The organism is Halorubrum salipaludis, from assembly GCF_002286985.1.
GTDB lineage: Archaea > Halobacteriota > Halobacteria > Halobacteriales > Haloferacaceae > Halorubrum > Halorubrum salipaludis.
In genome coordinates this window covers 359966-378370 of record NZ_NSKC01000001.1, presented here as the reverse complement: position 1 = coordinate 378370, position 18405 = coordinate 359966, and the positions used below count along the sequence as shown (strand labels likewise).

15 protein-coding genes and 1 pseudogene are annotated in these 18405 nt (G+C 67.8%); 5 read left to right on the top strand and 11 right to left on the bottom strand.

Annotated features, from left to right (window positions below):
* Positions 1-36: 36 nt before the first annotated feature.
* The 8 genes from CK500_RS01730 to CK500_RS01695 all read right to left on the bottom strand — a co-directional run bounded on the left by CK500_RS01730 (position 37) and on the right by CK500_RS01695 (position 10208).
* Positions 37-3357 (bottom strand): DUF7286 family protein, encoded by a 3321-nt coding sequence (locus tag CK500_RS01730; RefSeq protein WP_095635531.1) that lies wholly within the window; start codon positions 3355-3357, stop codon positions 37-39.
* The gene (locus CK500_RS01725; RefSeq protein WP_095635530.1) at positions 3351-4079 is read right to left on the bottom strand and encodes a DUF7284 family protein; all 729 of its coding nucleotides are present in this window, start codon (positions 4077-4079) and stop codon (positions 3351-3353) included. Before CK500_RS01725 ends, CK500_RS01730 begins: the two co-directional genes overlap by 7 nt.
* A complete protein-coding gene (locus CK500_RS01720; RefSeq protein WP_095635529.1) occupies positions 4076-4510 on the bottom strand; it encodes a DUF7285 family protein in 435 nt (144 codons plus the stop codon). Before CK500_RS01720 ends, CK500_RS01725 begins: the two co-directional genes overlap by 4 nt.
* Positions 4491-4979 (bottom strand): DUF7283 family protein, encoded by a 489-nt coding sequence (locus CK500_RS01715; RefSeq protein WP_095635528.1) that lies wholly within the window; start codon positions 4977-4979, stop codon positions 4491-4493. The genes CK500_RS01720 and CK500_RS01715 overlap by 20 nt, the downstream gene beginning before the upstream one ends.
* Before the next feature lie 70 nt (positions 4980-5049).
* Entirely contained in the window at positions 5050-6867 is a 1818-nt protein-coding gene (locus CK500_RS01710; protein WP_095635527.1) for a type II secretion system protein, read from the bottom strand.
* Positions 6864-8834 carry an ATPase, T2SS/T4P/T4SS family gene (locus CK500_RS01705; protein ID WP_095635526.1) on the bottom strand — a complete coding sequence of 657 codons (1971 nt, stop codon included), beginning with the start codon at positions 8832-8834 and terminating at the stop codon, positions 6864-6866. Before CK500_RS01705 ends, CK500_RS01710 begins: the two co-directional genes overlap by 4 nt.
* A gap of 33 nt (positions 8835-8867) precedes the next feature.
* Positions 8868-9338, bottom strand: a complete 471-nt coding sequence (locus CK500_RS01700) for a DUF7311 family protein (RefSeq protein WP_095635525.1) — start codon at positions 9336-9338, stop codon at positions 8868-8870.
* A gap of 27 nt (positions 9339-9365) precedes the next feature.
* The gene (locus CK500_RS01695; RefSeq protein ID WP_095635524.1) at positions 9366-10208 is read right to left on the bottom strand and encodes a DUF7310 family coiled-coil domain-containing protein; all 843 of its coding nucleotides are present in this window, start codon (positions 10206-10208) and stop codon (positions 9366-9368) included.
* A 76-nt stretch (positions 10209-10284) separates the two neighbouring features.
* On the opposite strand from CK500_RS01695, the gene CK500_RS01690 reads away from it, so the two are divergent.
* Both CK500_RS01690 and CK500_RS01685 read left to right on the top strand, forming a co-directional pair.
* Positions 10285-11364: a tubulin/FtsZ family protein gene (locus CK500_RS01690; protein ID WP_095635523.1), complete on the top strand. Its 1080-nt coding sequence runs from the start codon at positions 10285-10287 to the stop codon at positions 11362-11364.
* A gap of 102 nt (positions 11365-11466) precedes the next feature.
* Positions 11467-12165, top strand: a complete 699-nt coding sequence (locus CK500_RS01685; protein ID WP_095635522.1) for a phosphoglycerol geranylgeranyltransferase — start codon at positions 11467-11469, stop codon at positions 12163-12165.
* A gap of 68 nt (positions 12166-12233) precedes the next feature.
* Here the strand turns inward: CK500_RS01685 and CK500_RS01680 are convergent, their stop codons facing one another.
* Positions 12234-12464 carry a DUF7860 family protein gene (locus CK500_RS01680; protein ID WP_095635521.1) on the bottom strand — a complete coding sequence of 77 codons (231 nt, stop codon included), beginning with the start codon at positions 12462-12464 and terminating at the stop codon, positions 12234-12236.
* Between the two features lie 72 nt (positions 12465-12536).
* Positions 12537-13673 (bottom strand): annotated as a pseudogene (locus CK500_RS01675) (type II secretion system F family protein); the annotation flags it as partial.
* Positions 13674-13719: 46 nt separating this feature from the next.
* Between CK500_RS01675 and CK500_RS16740 the strand changes: the two are divergent.
* The 3 genes from CK500_RS16740 (at position 13720) to CK500_RS16730 (ending at position 16909) form a co-directional block, all read left to right on the top strand.
* Positions 13720-14595, top strand: coding sequence for a hypothetical protein (locus CK500_RS16740; RefSeq protein WP_144049508.1), 876 nt, complete (start codon positions 13720-13722; stop codon positions 14593-14595).
* Between the two features lie 74 nt (positions 14596-14669).
* A complete protein-coding gene (locus CK500_RS16735; protein ID WP_144049507.1) occupies positions 14670-15983 on the top strand; it encodes a hypothetical protein in 1314 nt (437 codons plus the stop codon).
* 2 nt (positions 15984-15985) lie between these two features.
* Positions 15986-16909 carry a hypothetical protein gene (locus tag CK500_RS16730; protein ID WP_144049506.1) on the top strand — a complete coding sequence of 308 codons (924 nt, stop codon included), beginning with the start codon at positions 15986-15988 and terminating at the stop codon, positions 16907-16909.
* 198 nt (positions 16910-17107) lie between these two features.
* Here the strand turns inward: CK500_RS16730 and CK500_RS01670 are convergent, their stop codons facing one another.
* Positions 17108-18373, bottom strand: coding sequence for a dicarboxylate/amino acid:cation symporter (locus CK500_RS01670; RefSeq protein ID WP_095635520.1), 1266 nt, complete (start codon positions 18371-18373; stop codon positions 17108-17110).
* Positions 18374-18405: the final 32 nt, after the last annotated feature.

Here is an 18405-nt window from a genome sequence, read left to right as displayed (position 1 = left end):
CCTCGGTCGCGGCGTCTCAAAACGGCTGCGGTCGGGTCACGATTCTCGACACTCGCCCTCGCCGCCCGCGGTCGCTTCCCCCATCGCACCGGGGCACGGCCAGCCGCCGGACCGCTCGTCGCGGGTCCCGTCCACGTCGCCGACGCCGGGCGGTCCGGCCGGGACCGCGACGGCGACCACCGTCTCGGTCTCGAACGCCACCGGTTCGGTCTCGCCCAGCCGCACTGTCTCCCCGCCGACGCCGACGGTCACGTCGCCCTCGCTCCGGACGTACGCGAAGCGCTCTCCGGGCGCGCCGATGTCGGCCCGTAGCGCGAACCGCGGATACTCCCCCCGGACCTGCACGCGCCAGGCGTTCACCGTCGTCACCCAGTACCCCGGCACGGGCGCGACCGGGAGCCCCGCGCCGACCGTTCGGGCGGGCTTCAGCGACCACTTCTCGCCCAGCTCCTCGACCGCCTTCTCGCTCGCTCTCCCGGCGGCCTTCTCGCCCGCCCGCGCCGCCTCCCTCTCGATCGCCTTCTCCATCCGGTCTCTGAGCAGCACTCGCGCGCCGCTCGTCGTCTCGTCGACGAACCGGGTCGGAACCCGTACCGCGTCCCGCCCGGCCGCCGACCGGGTCGCGACGCGCAGGTTCGCGGCGAGCGCCTCCTCGGTCGCCCGCGACAGCGACCCGACGGCCGCGGCCTCGGCGGCGACTCGATCGGGATAGGACCCGTTCCCGACGGCGACCGCGCGTTCGCCGGTCGAGCCGTAGCTCGCGGCGGCCTCGTCGAGCGCCCTGCGTCGCTCGTCGCGCGACAGCGAAGTCCGGACGCGGAGCGTCGATCGGAGCTCCCGGTCGACCTCGTCCAGCGATCCACTCACCTGTCGGGCGAGCGCGTCTCGGTCCGCCCGCAGGTCCGGATCGTCGCCGGCCCCCAGCGCGTCGTTCGCCACCAGGAGCGACCGACCGGCGGTGCCGACCCGCACCGTGTCTTCGGTGCCGAGGATCCGATCGACGACGCCGCTGGACACCTCGCCGTACGGCACGGTGACGTAGTTCACGTTCCGGACCGCGAGCGGGCGGGTCGTCGTTCCGTCCACCCCGTCGACGGTCTCGCCGTCGACGGTCGTCCGCGGGAGGTACCCCGGGGAGCCGTTCGGCGCGAACGTCACTTCGCCGCCGGGGCCGTCCTCGCCGACCGCGTACGTCCCGGAGTCGCGAGCGGCCTCGCGACTGGCGAGCGCGTCGCCCACGTCTGGCCCATCGAACGCGCCGTTCACGCGGTCGAGGAATCCGTCGGTCGCGCGCTCACGGTCGTCTGCGGCCCCTTCGAGTTCGTCGATCACGGCGTCGAGGTACGCGGCACGGGCGGCGGTGCCGGCCCGATCGACGGCACCGTCGTACGTCCGCGGTGCGTCGACGAGTTCCGCGCGCCGATCGCGGATCGCGTCCGCGAGGTCGACGTACGGTTCCGCCTCGCCGACTGCGGCATCCTCCATCGACGCCTCGGTCTCGATGTCGCGCACGTCGCTCGCGAGCGCGGCCACGTCGGCCGCGACGGCGTCTCGATCGCCGGACGAGCGGGACCCCACGACGGTCGTCGACTCGCGAACGTCGCCGCCGCCGACCGCGTCCGCGGCGATCCGGTCGACGCCGCCCTCGGTGTCGACGCCCAGATCGCTCCGAGCGGCCGGCGGCGCGTCGCGCAGGTCGGGGCCGTCGGCCGCGTCGCCCGCGCCGAACGTCGCGGCGGCTCGGTCGGGCGCCTCGTCGGTCGGCGCGTGCTCCCCCGACACCGACAGCCGCACCCGGTAGCGGTCGGTCACCGCGTCGCGCGTGGTCGTCCGGAGGACCCGTTCGTCGACGACGCTCCCGTTCGGCCCCCGCTCGACGAACACCCGCTCCCACTCCGCGACCGCGACGCGCTCGACGGTCGCCTCGCGTGTCGCGCCGCCGAACGAGACGCGCTCACCGGGATCGACCGTCCCGGACGGAACGCCCTCAGGCACGCCGGACCCGCTGACGACCGGTGACCGCTCCGTCCGCGTCAGGTCGACGCGCTCCCAGTCGCCGGTGGTGGTGAACTCCGAAGGAGCGGGCGTCGGGGGCGTCGGGCGCCCGCCGTCGTGGATCCGCGTCGTCGAGGTCTCGACGCTCGCCTCGACTCGGTACGCGTCCTCGAGGATCGCGTCCAGATCGTCGTAGACGCGCGTCGCTCCCTCGTCGGCCGCACGGCCGATCGGGACCGGCGTTTGCTCCTCCGTCGGGCCCTCGTCTCGGAACGCGGCGTCCTCGCTCGCTCGGCCGCCCGGACCGTTTCCTTCGTCCGGACTATCTCTTTCGTCCGGACCATCCCTTTCGTCCGGGCCGTCCGCCTCCCCCGGCGTCGGCGCGTCGAGCACGGCCTTCGTCCACGACCCCTCGTCGACACCGGTCGGTTCGAGCAGGTCCGTGGCTCCGGTCTGCGCCGTCGCGCGTGCCACTCCGCCGCGCGCGTTCGGGTCGCTCGCGCCGAACACGTCCCGCTGCGTCCGGACGATCCCCGCGTTGGTCGACAGCTCCACGTGGCGGTTCGCGAGGACGTTCTCGACCGGTGCGCCGGCGTACTGGGCGTACCCCCGTGCCCACGTCATCGGGTAGAGGCTCGCGGTGAGCTGGCGGCCCAGCCCCGGTCCCTCGGTCGGTCCCCGACCGAGCCGGTCCTCGAACCGCTCCGTCCGCTCGTGCGCCGCGAGCGTCGGCACGGCCACCACCACCGTCCGGTCCTCCGTTCGCTCCACGACCGTGCGTCCGTTCCGCGTCGCGGTCGTGTCCACCCCCTCGAACGTCACGCGCGTCGCCGTTCCGTTCGCGGCGGGCTCGACGCGGACCCGGTCGCGCGCCGCCGCCAGCTCGCTCGGGTCGTCCACCGCCGGGAGCGACGCCGTCGCCGTCACGCCGCCGACATCGGCGTCGACGGCCGACAGCGCTTCGGCGCCGGCGATGGCGAGTCGGATCCGGAACGCGTCTTCGAAGGCGGACTCGTCTCTGACCGCGGTCGCGGCGTGTCCGCCTCCCGGATCGCTGGCCGTCTCGGTCGGTGCCCGCGTCACCGGCTCCGCGGCGGCGTCGTGCGCCGCCCGACGCGCCGCGGCCCTGAGCGCGGCGGTCGAATCGGCGTCAACCCGCTCGACGGCGCGCTCCACGCTCCGGTCTTCGCCGACGAGCCCCTGATCGGCGATCCCCGCGGCGTACGTCGAACTCGTCACCAGCAGGAGCACGCCGATCAGCGCGAACGGGACCCGAGCGCGCTCGTCGACGGTGAAGGATCGACACCGCGATCCGCAGTCTGGCGCGGCTCCGGTCGGCGACCGGTCTCGCACGCTCACCACCTCCTGACCACGATCCTGACCGTTCCGGTCGAATCCGAGCCGTTCGGCCCCGGATGCGTGATCACGGCGACGGTGACGTCGGCGCCCCGCGGCGGCTCGCTCCCGACGGCGATCGGCTCCGGGGGCTCGGCCCCGGTCCCCCGCCCCTCCGCTTCGGAGCTCTCGTCGCCGTCGTCCTCCCGATCGAGCCGCCACGGAACGCCAGTGCCGGCCGCTCCGGCCGGATCTCGACCGATTCCGTCCGAACCGACCTCCCACGCTCCGGGTCCGGCCGGCAGCGCGGATTCGTTCGGATTCCGGCGCGGCGCTCCGGCCGCGGCGTCCGACGGGAGTTCCTCCGCTCCGCCGCCGCTCTCATTCGCGTCCCGATTCGGCTCCCGGACCTCCGCGTCGATCCGCGTCCGCGGTCCGATACCGCGTTCGACGGCCGCCAGCGTTTCGGACTCGAACGCTGCTCTCGCGGCGTGTCCCTCACCGTCCCGTCCGCCTCCGGCCGCTACCAGTCCCAACAGCTCGGCGCGGGTCGCGTGGACCGTCCGGATCCCGTTCGGCGCCTCGGTCGACGCGTACGTCACCGTCACCGTCTCCGTCGCGACCAGATCGGCGACCTCGGCGGCCTCGGTTCCCGCCGCCGCGCGGTCGTCACCGGCCGCACCGAGCGCGACGACGCTCGCTGAGACGCAGAGGAGCAGCACCGTCACGTCGAGCACGGTGCTAGTCACCGGGCCACCACCGCCCGAAGCGTTCCGCGGACGTTCCGTCCCGGCCCGACCTCGACCGTCACCGGGCGCTCGGCGACCGCGACCGCGTCTCGGGCGCTCGCCGCCTCCGGCGCGCCGTCGCCGGACCGGACCGCCCACCGCTCGCCGTCGGCCTCGATCGCGACGGTCGCGCCGGACCGGGGCGCGTCGAGGCTTCCCAGCCGCTCCGGATCGACGACGCCGCCCGTCGTCACCGCCGGCTCGACCCGATCGAGCGTCGCTTCGGCGATCGGGCGCTCCCGGTCCGGCGCCGCGTCGTCGAGCGCGGCCGCGTACAGCCCGAGCGCCGCGCCGACGGCGAGCACGGCGACGAGGGCGGCGATCGGCTCGACCGCCGCGCGGCTCTCGCTCCCCTCGCCGCGGAGGAACTCCTCACCCGACGAGCGTGACATGGACCCCTCCGTAGTGAACGCGTCTCACCGTCAGCCGATCCGGAGCCGGGCGCCACTCGCGGTCTCCCGACCGGGCGCGCTCGGCGGCGGCTTCGAACGTCTCGGGATCGTCGAACGCCGCGTCCGCCGGAACCCCGCCGAGCACTCGGCGGAGCCCGCCGGCGTCGGCGGTCCCGCCCCGAGGGGTCGGCACGGGAGTTATCCGCGGCGCTCGGAGCGCCGCCCGCGCGGTTCCGCCGCCGCCGTCGAGCGCGACCGATCGGCTCGTGAGGCGAATGCGGTCCGCGGCCAGTCCGTGCTCCGCCGTCGCGGGATGCTCGCCGTCGGCGACCGAGTCGATCGTGTGGGCGACGCCGCTCGCGTCCGGCGGTGGAGAGGCCGGGAGCGCGGCGGCGACGCCGACGGTCGCGACGCTCACCAGCGCCAGGCCGAGCCACGCGTACGTGGCGTCGAGGTGGGTCTCGAACACGGGGCGGCTGGCCGCGGCTTCGCACTTAAAGGATCGCCCCGAGAGACGGTCGGAGATCCCCCTCGCCTCGCTACAGCAGCGCTCCCGCACCGAGGAACGCGACGAGGTAGGTCGCGGTCGCAGTGGGGAGCGCGATCCCGACCCGATAGGCGACGAGCGTCCGGTCGAACCCGCGTTCGAGGCCGGTCGCCAACGCGGTGAGCAGCGCCGCGAGGATCAGCACGTACGCGCCGACGATCCGGCCGAGCACCGGTATCGAGAGCGCTCCGCCGGCCGATCCCGATGACGATTCCGTGGCTGTTCCGGCGGTCCCGGCGCTGGAAGCGCCGGTGTCGCCGACACCGCCGACGCCGAGCGCGTCCGCACCGGCGGTCGCTCCGGCGCCGAGCCCCCCGGCGTCGACCGCGTCGATGCCGGTGGCGAGCGCGACCGTCGCCCCGCCGACGAGCGGCGCGAACACCGCCGCGGTGTTCGTCAGCGTCCCCGTCACGGTCGCGAGCTGTCGCCGCGCGTCGCCCTCGAGCTCGCGGAGGTCCTCCAGCTGGTCGGCGAGCTCGAGCAGCACGTCGCCCGCCGGCCGCCCCTCTCGCGCGGCGACGGAGAGCAGCGCGACGGCGCCTCGCACCCGCGGCGACGGCACCGGAACCGCCGGCCCGCCACGCCCGAGGAACGCCTCGCGGACGCCGACGCGGAGCGTGTCGCTCCGGCGCCCGGCGAGTTCGAACAGCTCCCCGGTGGCGCCGTCGAGCCGCTCGCCGGCGTTCGCGATCGCCGTCTCGACGGCGACGCCCTCGGCCACGTCGCCGCCGATCACCGTCATCGCATCGGGAAGGGTGCGCTCGACGTCGCGGACGTTCGACAGCACGGCTCTGCGGTGTCGGACGGCGACGAGCAGCGCGACGCCGGCGCCGACTCCGATTCCCGCGACCGGCGCGGCCCACCCGGCGACGAACCGCGCCGCGACGGCGGCGGCGACGGCCCCGGTCCCCAGTCCGGCGCCTGCGGCGTGAACTCTCCGCTCCGGAACATTCGGGTGGTCTCCGTCGATGTTCGGCGGCGCGAACGCGACCGGACGGCGGGAGAGCAGCCACGCCGACGCCGCGAGCAACCCCGCCGGGAGCACCCCGAGGTACAGCGCCGCGACGACGCCGGGACCGATCGGGACACCGGCCGCGGCGGCCGCCGGCAGGAGGGCGATGAGCGCGAGCGGAAGCAGTACCCCGAAGGCGTACAGCGCCGAGACGGGACCGCGGACCTCGCCGACGAAGGCGGCGAGCCGGTCGGTCGTTCCGGCGATCGTCGCATCGAGCGCGCGGTCCAGACACCGTCCCCGGCGTTCCGGCGGCGCCGACGCCGCCGTTCGGACGAGCGCCGCCGCCCGGTCGATCGCCGGGAACCACGGCCGCCACTCGCGGGCGAACTCCCGGAGGCCGCTGGTCGGCCCGTCGGCGTTCGCCCGCTCGCGCCGCGCGAGGCCGTCGGCGAGGGGCCCGTCGCCGGTCCGCGCGGCGAACCGGACGGCCCGTTCCGTCGAGGGGTCCAACCGCATCCGCAACACCAGCCGGCCGACGAGTCCGGGCGCGGCCCCGAGGGCCCGAGTCCGCCGGAGCGAGGCGAGCCACACCGGTCCCCGATGGGCGGCGTGCGTGGCGCCCAGCCCGCCGGCCAGTCCGAACAGCACCCCTGGAACGGGTCCGGCGACGAACGCGGCGACGACGGCGCAGGCGAGGCCGACGCCCACGCCGACCCGGTATCCCGCTTCGATAACACGAGAGGCCGTCGCGTCCCAGCCGAGGAACGCGATCGCGCGCCGGAGCTCGTCCGACCCTTCATCGTCCGCGGTGCCGCCTCGCGGCGCCCCGCCGACATCCCCGTCCGGACCCGTCATCGGTCGGCACCGCCGAAGCCGTCGTTCCCCAGTCGACCGTCGCTCGTCTGCGAATCGCCGCCGTCGCAGTCGACGTAGCGCTCCGGCGAGATTCGACCGGATCTCGCGGCCGCAGCAATTCGCCTCCCGCGCCGATCGATGGCTTCGCGGACGGACGCGTACGCCTCACCGGTCTCCGCGAGCGACTCGACGAGCCGACTCTCGCCGCGGTCGATCCGCCCCGTGGGGACCAACCCGGACCCGGTCCGCTCGAACAGCGGCTCGAACGAGGACCCGCCGTCGTGCCCGACGACCTCGGCGATCGTCTCGACGCGGTGCTCGTCGAGCACGGCGATCAGGTCCGTCGCGGCGAACGAGGACGGAGAGACGCCGAGATCGCTGACGACACGCTCCCGGACCGCGTCGGGGTCCTCGCCGTGGATCGTCCCGAGGACTGCCTCGCCCGCCGCGCCGACGCGCATCGCCTCGTACAGCGCCGCCGCCTCCTCGCCGCGGACCTCCCCGACGACGATCGCGCCGCCGCCGAGCCGGAGCGCGGTCCGGACCGCCTCGCTCGGCGACGGCTCCGCGCCGTCGCCCACGCGGAGCCGCTGGACGTCTCGCCCGGCTTCGGTCACCGCCTCGGCCGGCAGCTCCGGCGTGTCCTCGATCAGGATCGAGCGCGTCTCGGCCGGTAGCTCCCAGAGGAGCGAGCCGAGCGCCGTCGTCTTCCCCGCGCCGCGGCCGCCGGCGACGAGCCCGGTCACGCCCCGCTCGACGGCCACCGAGAGGAGCCCGGCGGCCGCCGGCGTGACCGTCCCGACGTCCACGAGCCGTGCGAGGGTCCACGCGTCCGGATCGCCGCGGCGGAACGTAAAGGAGAGGCCGTCGCTGGCGGGGGCGGTCGTCGCGGCGACCCGAACGCGACCGGCTTCGGCCTCGATCGTCGCGTCGAGCGTCGGGCTCGCGCGGGAGAACCCCCGTCCGCTCGTCCGTCGGAGCCGCGACGCGAGCGTGGCCGCGCCTTCGGGCGGCAGCCTGACGTTCGTGCGACAGCGCTCCCCGTCGACGACGACCCGGAGCGGGTTCTCCGCCACGGGCGCCGACAGCGTCGCGTCGCTCACGCGGTCGTCCGCGAACACGTGTTCGAGCGCGCCGTACCCGCGGGTGTGTCGTCGGAGCACGTCGACCAGCGTCGAGACGGGGTCGCCCGCCGCGGCCACCGATCGCACCGCCCGCCCCGGCGCCCTGTCCCCGCCGGTCGGATCGTCGAGCAGCCGGTCTTTGGCCGCGGCGAGCCGCTCGACGGCCTCGTCGTCGAGCCGCGTCGACGGAGGCGTGAGGTGGTACGTCCGCAGCGGTCCCGCCCCCTCGTACAGCCGCACCGTCGCGCCGGTGTCGACCTCCCACCGGTCGACGAGGGCCGCGCCCGGCGGCGGTGACGACGCGACGCGCGTGGCCGCGATCGTCGGCCCGGCGTGCGCTCGGAGCACCTCGCCGGTCTCTCCCGCGTTCGCGACGGCCTCGGACAGCCCGGTCTCCACGGCGATCCGCTTCGGCGGTCCCTCGCGGCCGCCGGCCTCTCGCGCCGCCGCGATCGGCTCTCGGGTCACGCGGTCCGCGAGTCGCGTCTCGTGGAACTCAACCTGTTCGCGGAACCGCCCGGCGGCTATCAGACACGCGGCGGCCCGCCCGGCGTAGGTCCGCTCTCGGCCCGCGTGGCGGGTCCGGACCACGTCGGCGTCGCGCTCCGTCAGCGCCTCCACGACCGTCGCGAGACAGGGGGGACTCGCAGCGAGGTCCCCGCGCCCGGGGCAGTCGCCGGCGTCGACCGCGAGGACCACGCGGTCGTCGACGCCGGTGCCGACCGGCTCTCTGAACGACGGGTCACACCGGCAGTCGCCGGCGTCGCCGTCGACCCACGGGAGCGAGCGCAGCGCCGTGTCGTCGGCCCCGAGCGACGACAGCGAGGGGAGATCGAAGCTCATGGCGGGCGTGGCCGCGGTATCGCATATAAACCCTCACCCGACCCGCGAGACCTCGACGGTCGGGCCGCCGTCGTCGACGAGACGGAGCTCCAGACGGCTCTCGCCGCGCGTCCGGAGCTCGATCGGCCCGTCGACGACCTCGACGGTCGCGGCCGTCGCCCCGGGAGCGATCGGGACGGTTCGGTCGTGGCCGCCGGCGATCCGGTACCGGAGCGCGGCGCCGGACGCGTTTTCGGAGCGTTCCGGCTCGACGAGCGCGAGCCGGTCGATCCGCGCGGCCGTGACCCCGCTCGGCGCGTGGATCGTCACGGTCGTTCGCGCGGCGAGCGAGGGGTCCGACACGCTCATCGACCCGGCTGCGAGCCCGCCGATCGCCCGCTCGACGCGCTCGGACTCGGTCCCGAGCCGCTCGTCGGTCGTCGCGGCGCGGGCGTCCTCCAGCGCCGGCATCGAGGCCGCGAGGAGCGCGACGGCGACGAGGACCGTGAGGACGACGCGGATCACGCCTCGTCCCCCGTGACACGGCGTCGGTTACAGCGAGTCACGGAGCCGATCCAGCGCGCCGGCGCGCCACGAGCCGTCGGCGTTCTCGCCGTCCGCTCTCGAACCGTCCCTCTCAGAATGGTCGACCGCCGATCCGGACGGCGGCTCCGCGCCGTTCCCTCGGCGCCGATCCGCCGGAACCGCGGCGTCGAGGTCGGCCTCGCTCGGCACGCCGGCGTCGGGCGAACCGCCGGCGGTCGCGCCGCCAACCGGATCTTCGCCCGCGGACCCGCCGTCTCTCGCTGTCGACCCGTCGTCCGCGGCCGAGCCGGCGTTCTCGGTCGCCTTCGCGAGCGCGAGGTCGGCGCGGCGCTCGACCGCCTCGTTCACCGACCGGATCGATCCGACGTACCCCCTGATCGCCTGGGTCGCCGCCTCCAGCTCCTCGACCCGCGCTTCGAGGTCGTCGAGCCGCGTCGACAGCGCCTCGCGCTCCGCGCTCGCGCTCGCTTCGTCGCCGAGGTCGGCGACGGCGTCGTCGGTTCCGGTCAGCGCCCGCTCGACCGCGCGGAGTCGCGCTTCGACTCGGTCGTCGCTCTGGCCGACGTTCGGAGCGGGCCCCCGTTCGCCGCTTCGTTCGGTGTTCGAGGAGGTCCTCCGTTCGGCGTCCGGCTCGGCGTTCGCGTCTTCGGTCGACGTTCCGTTCCGATCGGTTACGGTCGAACGCCCCGTCCCCGACCCCGTCGGTTCGGTCGTTCCGGCGGTTCCGGCTGGCGAGCGGCCGGCCCGCCCGAACGGGGATGCCTCTCCCGGGCTGCCGTCGCTCGTCCTCTCGATCGGCTCCCCGCCGCCGGCGAACGGTCGGTCGCGGTCGCGAGTGTCGTCGGTCACGCGGCCGAGTGGCCCCGGTTCCGCACTTAAACCTCGGGGGAAAAGGTATTACCACCGGATCGGTTATCTAACGATCATGAAAGCGGTCCTCCTCGGCGTCGGACAGGCGGGCGGGAAGCTCACGACCGCGCTCGCCGAGTTCGACGCCGACGCCGGCTACGGTGCGGTGCTCGACGCGCTCGCGGTGAACACCGCGTCGGCGGACTTAGAGCCCCTCCCGCTCGACACGGTCCTCGTCGGACAGTCTCGGGTGAACGGCCACGGCGTCGGCGGCGACAACGAGCTCGGCGCCGAGGTGATGGAAGAGGACGCCGTCGAGGTGTTGGACGCGCTCGCGTCGAAGATAACCGCCGACGCGGAGGCGATCTTCGTGGTCGCGGGGCTCGGCGGCGGCACCGGCTCCGGCGGCGCGCCGATCCTCGTCCGCGAGCTGAGCCGCGTGTACGACGTGCCCGTGTACGCGCTCGGGGTCCTCCCCGGCCGCGACGAGGGGGCGATGTATCAGGTAAACGCCGGCCGCTCGCTGAAGACGCTCGTCCGCGAGGCCGACGCGACGGTCCTGCTCGATAACGACGCGTGGCGCTCCTCCGGCGAGTCGGTCGAGGGCGGCTTCGCGGCGATCAACGCCTCGATGGCCAAGCGGGTCGGCCTCCTGCTCGCGGCCGGCGAGTCGGTCGAGGGGGTCGCGGAGTCGGTCGTCGACACGAGCGAGGTGATCAACACGCTGCGTGCCGGCGGAATGGCCGCGGTCGGGTTCGCGTCCGCGCCCGCCGCCGAAGACCCCGAGGAGAACGTCACGACCGTGATGAGCACGGTTCGGAGCGCGGTGATGACCGGGATGTCGCTCCCGAACGCGACCGAGGCGGACGCGGCCCTCGTCGCCATTGCGGGCGACCCCGACCGGATCTCCCGGAAGGGCGCGGAGAAGGCGCGCAAGTGGCTGCAGGAGGAGACCGGCTCGATGCAGGTGCGCGGCGGGGACTTCCCGCTGGACTCCGAGCGGGTCGCGGCGCTCGTCCTCCTCGGCGGCGTCGAGCGCTCGCGCCGCGTCGAGGAGTTCCTCGAACGCGCGCGGCAGGCGGTCCGGGACGAACCGGAGGAGCAGCCCGACCCCGCCGACGCGTTCCAGAACGACGAGATCGACGACCTGCTGTAGGCGCCGAGACCGACGACCTGCTGTAGGCGCCGTCTCCGCGGCCCGGGCGCCGGCGAGACAGGTTCCGCACCTTTTTGGTTCCCGCCGGTGGAGTCGCTTCCGATGAACAACCCGTGGGACGACTGGGACCACGTCCTGAAGGTCGACCCCGACAAGGAGCTGTACGGGGACGACACCTTCGAGGACGTCTGCCGGACCGGAACCGACGCGATCGAGATCGGCGGGACCCTCGACGTCACCGCGGAGAAGATGACCCGCGTCGTCGACGCCGCCGCCGAGTACGACGTGCCGCTCTACCAGGAGCCGTCGAACCCGGGCGTCGTCATCGACTCGCCCGCCCTCGACGGCTACCTGATCCCGACCGTGTTCAACGCCGGCGGCCCGTTCTGGATCACCGGCGCGCACAAGGAGTGGGTCCGCATCGACGACCTCGACTGGGGCCGGACGCACACCGAGGCGTACATCGTGATGAACCCCGATGCGTCGGTCGCCCAGCTGACCGAGGCCGACTGCGACCTCAGCGCCGACGACGTGGGGGCCTACGCGAAGGTGGCGGAGCGCATGTTCGGTCAGGAGATCGTCTACGTCGAGTACTCCGGCACCTTCGGCGACACGGAGAAGGTCGCCGCCGCCCACGACGCGCTCGACGAGGCCACCCTCTTCTACGGCGGCGGGATCCACGGCTACGAGTCGGCCAACGAGATGGCCGCGCACAGCGACGTGATCGTCGTCGGCGACCTGCTCCACGACGAGGGCGTCGACGCGGTCCGCGAGACGGTGAAGGGCGCGAAGGACGCCTGATTCGCGGAACGCGGCCGACCGACCGCTTGCGGCCGCTTCTCTCTGTCTCGTAATTTCTCCGCTCTCGCCTACTCGGTGAGCGGGAGGAAGACCCCGAAGACGAACGGCGTGACGAGCGCGATCGCGGTGCCGAGGAACTCCAGATCGAGGAGGAGCTGCTCCTCCCAGCCGGGCACCTGCGCGCCCGTCATGTGGATGTACGCCTCGCCGACGGCCCCGATCAGGAACAGCCCGAGTCCGAGCAGGACGCCGCGTTTCGTGATCGTCGGGTAGTCTAGGTTGCCGTACCGACCAGCCATGGACGACGGTTTCGCCGAGAATCTGATAAGGATTGCTGTTCGGGGGTTCCGGACCGGCGTTGAAGGCTCCCCCTACGCCAGCCCGCCGACGGTGAACACCGCGTAGCAGATCGCCACGAGCAGCCCGGAGTGGAACAGCGCGGCGTAGCGCCCCCGGGAGGCGGTGCCGGCGAACCACCCCGACGCGAGCATCGTCGCCTGCGTGACGGCGTACAGCCGGAACCGTTCGAGGTCGGGGAGCACGGTCTCCGGCTCGGTCACGAGGTCGGTGGCGCCCGCGAGGGAGGCGAGCCGCGCGGCGTCGATCACCTGCGTGTTGACGACGGCGACGACCGCCGCGACCAGCGCGGCCGCCGCCCAGCCGACCGCGACGTACGGGTGCATCGACGAGCGGAGCGCGCGCTGCTCGCTGTAGAGCCGCCCCACCTCGATCCGGAGCGTCTCGAAGACGGCGTCGGCGTCGTTCCCGGCGTTGAGCGCGTCGGTGACGAGCCCGAGCGTCCCTTCTGCCAGCGGGGTCCCGACCCGGTCGACGAACCGGTCGATCGCGGCGGCGCGAACGTCCGCCGCGCCCTCGGTCTCTCCGCCGGACCGCTCCGCCGCCGTCGTCGACCGGAGCGCGAACGCGAGGTCGGCCACGTCGTCGTCGAGGACGCCGAGGTCCGCGTCGCGCGCGACCGCCTCGACCGCCGCGGGGAAGGGCCGCCCCTGCGCGACGTGGCCCGAGACGGCGTGGACGAAGTCGGCCAGCTCGCGGTCCTTCGCGTCGTCGATCCGCGTGCGCCTCCCCGCGACGGCGCCGACGGGCACCGCGAACGCCGCGTACGAGAGGAGCCCCACGTTGACGAGGGTGTACCCCGCGACCGCGAGCCCGGCGGCGAGCGCCGCCGCTGGGGGCGCGCAGACGACCGCGGCGCTCGCCGGGTTGCGCCCGGCGGAGGCGACGATTCCGCGGGGCGTCGCCGGCAGGTCGTAGCTCGCGCGCTGGCTCGGCGGCCGGAGCGTGCCGACCGCGACGGCGCCGGCGAGGCCGATGGCGACGAGGAAGGCGACGGCGCCGTAGAGCACGACCGCCCGCGTCGGCACCACGCCGACCGGGGTGTCGACCGGCGGGAGGAGCTCGGGGACGACGACCGTGAGCGCGGTCGCCGCGATGACGAGCAGCGCCGGCAACACCAGCACGGCGACGAACAGCTCCGTGAGAAGTTTGAAAATAGATTATCTGATCATAATCTTGATGTAAAACGGTGGTAATATGTATGAATATATTAACACTAAAATAATGTCTTCGTTACGAGATATCGCCCGTTTGATCGGTGTATATATACTGCCAGCCTCGGGGATTTTGATCCTTATTTTATCATTATCTGATATTGTATTTTATGGTGGCGATATCTTTGTTACGGCTGTGCTGGCCACAGCAGACGAAAACCAATCGTCATTGTCTGTGATCATATCTGGTCTATTATTATTTGCTTACATCTTACAGTTTCAGTCACAAAATCTACAAAGAAAAATAATGTCTAGGCAAGAAAATCTCATGAATGCCGGGTTTACTCCGATCTTGGGTGTTTCAGATCTGAAATATGGTCATGAGCTAGAAGATAATACCCCCCAGCCAAAGGATAAAAATCGACTATATCTAGATATAGTGAACAACGGAAACGCAGCAGCACGGGATTTGCGAATTTTGTTCGGCATCTCCTACGACACAGATCTGAGAACAGGCTCTATAATCCAGTCATGTGAAGTCCCGTTAACACGTGAAGATGAAGGATCTTGGTGGCCCGTTGGTACGGGAGGCGCACTGACACCCTCTTCAGGAGAAACCACACGGTTTGTCTGTGACCCAAAACTGAATTACCGAACTACCTGCCTTCCTGAATTTCTCACTTCTAACAAATATGATGAAAGGTTGATGCATACGGCACTAAATAATCTGGAAGATAACGGAATCACTGACATTAAAATATCAATAATATTGAAATATAAAACTTCTGTCGGTAATGAGGAAGAGATTCCGCTTACTGGATTGAAAGGTGACCTGGATAAGCTCGATCGGCCACCAATGCTTCACACCATCCCTGACCATGGGAGTGAGGTTATAGAATACATGAAAAGCATGAGATAGTCTCTTGTGATAACTAGGGAAAGATTATTGAATCTTGACTGTATTATATTTAATAACTAGCCGTAATTGTAATCATGAAATTCGATCATCTAGAAGACCCAGACAACGATGATCTGTATGAGCAATTTATTGCTCATGTTTCAAAGACAGATCAAGACCTCGCAAAAGAAGCGAAGACCGGAAAAAAATCAACTACGGAGCTTAAGCTCTTCGTTGCAAAAAATAATGGATTTTCCTCATCAGATCTGCCGGATATAATCGATGATATACTTACGAGTGATGATACAAATCAAAGGCCTCGTGACTTCTTTGAGGAACACCACTTTGACATCTCTATTCTGAACGAGGATTGTGCACATCTGATAATAAAAACCCCGAAATATGAGAGAAAAGACGACTTTCTAATCGTAGATTCTGGTGGATATACAAAATTCTTAACGGCAATTAGGCGTAAATGGAGCAAAAAAACAGTTGAAAAGTTGATTCAATATTTTGATACACTAGAGAGACTCTTCATAACCTCTGACGACTTAGAAGGAATCGTTGACAATACCTCAAATAGGAACTTAACCGGATTCACTGCTAAATATAAACCATTTTACAAAGAGGAAAGAGTAAGTGTACAAGTTCACGGTGGAACAGAGAAGCACCTCGAAAATGTTGAATCGGAATTTAGTGCTCGGCCAAAGAGGATTGAATTTGGTCAAGAAGCCGATCTGGATGATTCAAGTCAGAATCCTATCAGACAAGACGGTGGCGCGACCAATTCTACAAGCAACGTAGTCGATGCTGCGATACGCCAAGATGGGTATGCTTCTGTTCCACAAGTTAGGTCTGGTTCCGAGGATGTGGGTGTATCTACTATTAAGGACGTAATGTCTAGTTATGAACAGGTTGACCAAGAGAAGTTCAATGTAGACCATCGTCCAGAACGAATTAAACCGGGAGAGAGGTATTTCATTTCTCAACTTGATTTAGACGAGTTTGAGGTTGATGATAGTGAAAAACAACCAGATGGTGGGCTACCTGACGAATTAAGAACCCTTGATCAGGGCAGCGTAATGGAAGGGGTAACTATATGGCATTTTGAGGAGCAAATGCCCGGAAAAAACTATCCGGGCGAGCAAGCAGTTGCAGAAGATCTCGAAAGAGAGATCTTCGACTACAAGGATAGATATTCTTATTCCAAACTACAAAAATGCAATTTCCTTGTGTATGACCGAGAACATGGTGAATCATTTGAAATAATCATATCGGGACAGAACATCCGAGTTTATGCAAAATCTAATACTACCAGTTCTAGTTTCAGGGAATTTTATAATATACTAGACACAGACTTCAATTCCACGTACGGATTTGAAAAAGAAAGTGCACAACTGAGGGCATAATAATGGAGTGGGAACAACAGGAGGCGTATTTAAAAATACACAACTTATTCTACTCAGCCGTCCACGGAGAAGTTGATCAGGGACTAGTGGATTACGGATATCGTGTCCCTGGTGAATTTACTATCGCTGAGAATAGAAAGAAAGGTGTCCGATGTCAACCACCATTCACTCTGTATGATAATAACAATCTCATATTTGTGGATATAGTAAAACCCGGAAGAATTACTGCAGATACGGTAACACGGCTTAGTAAATACAACAATTTAGATCGAGAATCTGTCGAGAATTACCTTGATCGATGTGATCTGTCAAGTTCTGGCTACAGTAAAAATGAATTGGATAACTTCGACTCCTGTTACGTAATGTCAAAAAGACAATACGAATCTCATCTATCTGGAGGCCCCGAATTACAAGAAAGGCTAGACGATCTAAAAACAGAAGGCTCAATTATTACGGCATCTCCGGGAGGAAAGTTAATTAAGGAGAATGGTGGTATACATGACAGTAAAATTGATCAAATACTAAGTCAAGGCATCTCTATTCCTAATAGAACTGGAAAATTCGTACATCTACCACGTACAGTATATCCAGAGTCACTTACAGTTGCAATTTGTGAGGAAATCGTTGCGGGTAGTGACCTGAGTGAGACTGGTATCAAGTTACGCGGATCAACTGTGGGGGACCATTTTGGAAGGGAAATTGAGACAGATCTAGGACATCGTGTACTGGAATACCTACGCAAAATCAATGCTTGTCGAGTCAAACAAGGTGAGTCGGAATATACATTTACGAAATACAATTTAGATGTTGTTCTCTCAATAAGGAAACGACTAGCTACGGATCCCATCGAGGAAACTCTATCAGACGACGTAGGTGGTTCGTCAAGTCAGGATATGTCGCTTTCTGACTTTACTAGTTCCAATTGAAACTCTACTGTAGCTATAGAGATTACTCAGAAACTCTTAATCAGACGTTAATCACCCTCAAGACCGCGATCTGACTCCTCAATTATCACATCACAGCTCAGTCAGCGCCGTATTTTAACTATTCATCTTCGGACCTGTTACCGTCCTTTTAGTACGTAAAACGACGGCGACGGCGGCAGCGTCCGACGGTTCCCGGCGCTAGTGACTCCATACGCCGTCGTCGAAGTCCACGGCGTCGTTCCACTTGCCGACCACGGTCGCGACCGCCAGGTCGCCGGTGACGTTGTTCATCGTCGCGATGCGCCCGAGGATGGGGTCGACGCCGGCGACGAAGCCGACGACCGCGAGCGGCAGGCCGACCTGACTCAACACGACGGTCAGCATGACGAGCCCGGCGCCCGGGACGCCGGCGGTCCCGATGCTGATCAGCACGGCCACGACCAGCACGAGGAGCTGCTCGGTGATCGCGAGGGGCTGGCCCACGGCGTTGGCCGCGAACATCACGGTGATCGCCTGTCGGATCGCGGCGCCGTCCATGTTGGCGGTGGCGCCGACGGGGAGCGCGAACGAGTACACCCGCTCTTCGATCCGGAGGTCCTCCTCGGCGTTCGTCATCGTCACGGGGAGCGTCCCGCTGGAGGAGCGCGTCGCGAACGCGGTGAGCATCGCGTCCTTCGCGCCCTTGAGGAACGCGATCGGGGAGACGCCGACCACGACGCGCATGAGCACGAACAGGTACGTGAACGCGATGTGGACGACCACCGCGACGGCGACCGCCAACACGAGCTCGCCGAGCGAGGAGAACACGCCGACGCCCTCGGTGCCGATGCCGACCGCCATGAGCGCGAACACGCCGACGACCCCGTACTCCAACACGCCGCGGACGACGACGAACATCGCCTCGGCGCCCGTCTCGAACGCCGCGAAGATGCCGTCGACCCGCTCTCCGAGCTCCGGCTGCTGCGCCCGGACGTAGGTGAGCGCGATGCCGAACACGATCACGAAGAAGACGGTCGCGAGCAGGTTCCCGTCGGCCATCGCGGCCACCGGGTTGCTCGGAACGATCCCGAGGACGACCTCGGTCAGCGACGGCGGCGCCTGCGACTGCGCCTCGCCGCCCGTGAACTCCACGCCGCGCCCGGGCTGGAGCAGGTTCGCGACCGCGAGCCCGATCACGCCGGCGATCGTCGTCGTCGCGGCGTAGAGCCCGACGGTCGCGCCGCCGATCTTCCCGAGCTTCGCCGGCGAGAGCTGTCTGATCCCGGTCAAAAGCGTGAAGACGATGATCGGGACGACGAGCATGTTGAGCAGCCGCAAGAAGAGGTCGCCGAACGGCTCGACGACCGCCATCCGTTCCCCGAAGACCGCACCGGCGAGTGATCCGAGGAGGAACGCGACCGCGATGCGGTAGATGAGCGGTACCGACCGATACCGACGCCACAGTGATCCGATGAGGCTGGCCATATCGACGGGTGTGAATCCGCGGGGGAAACGCC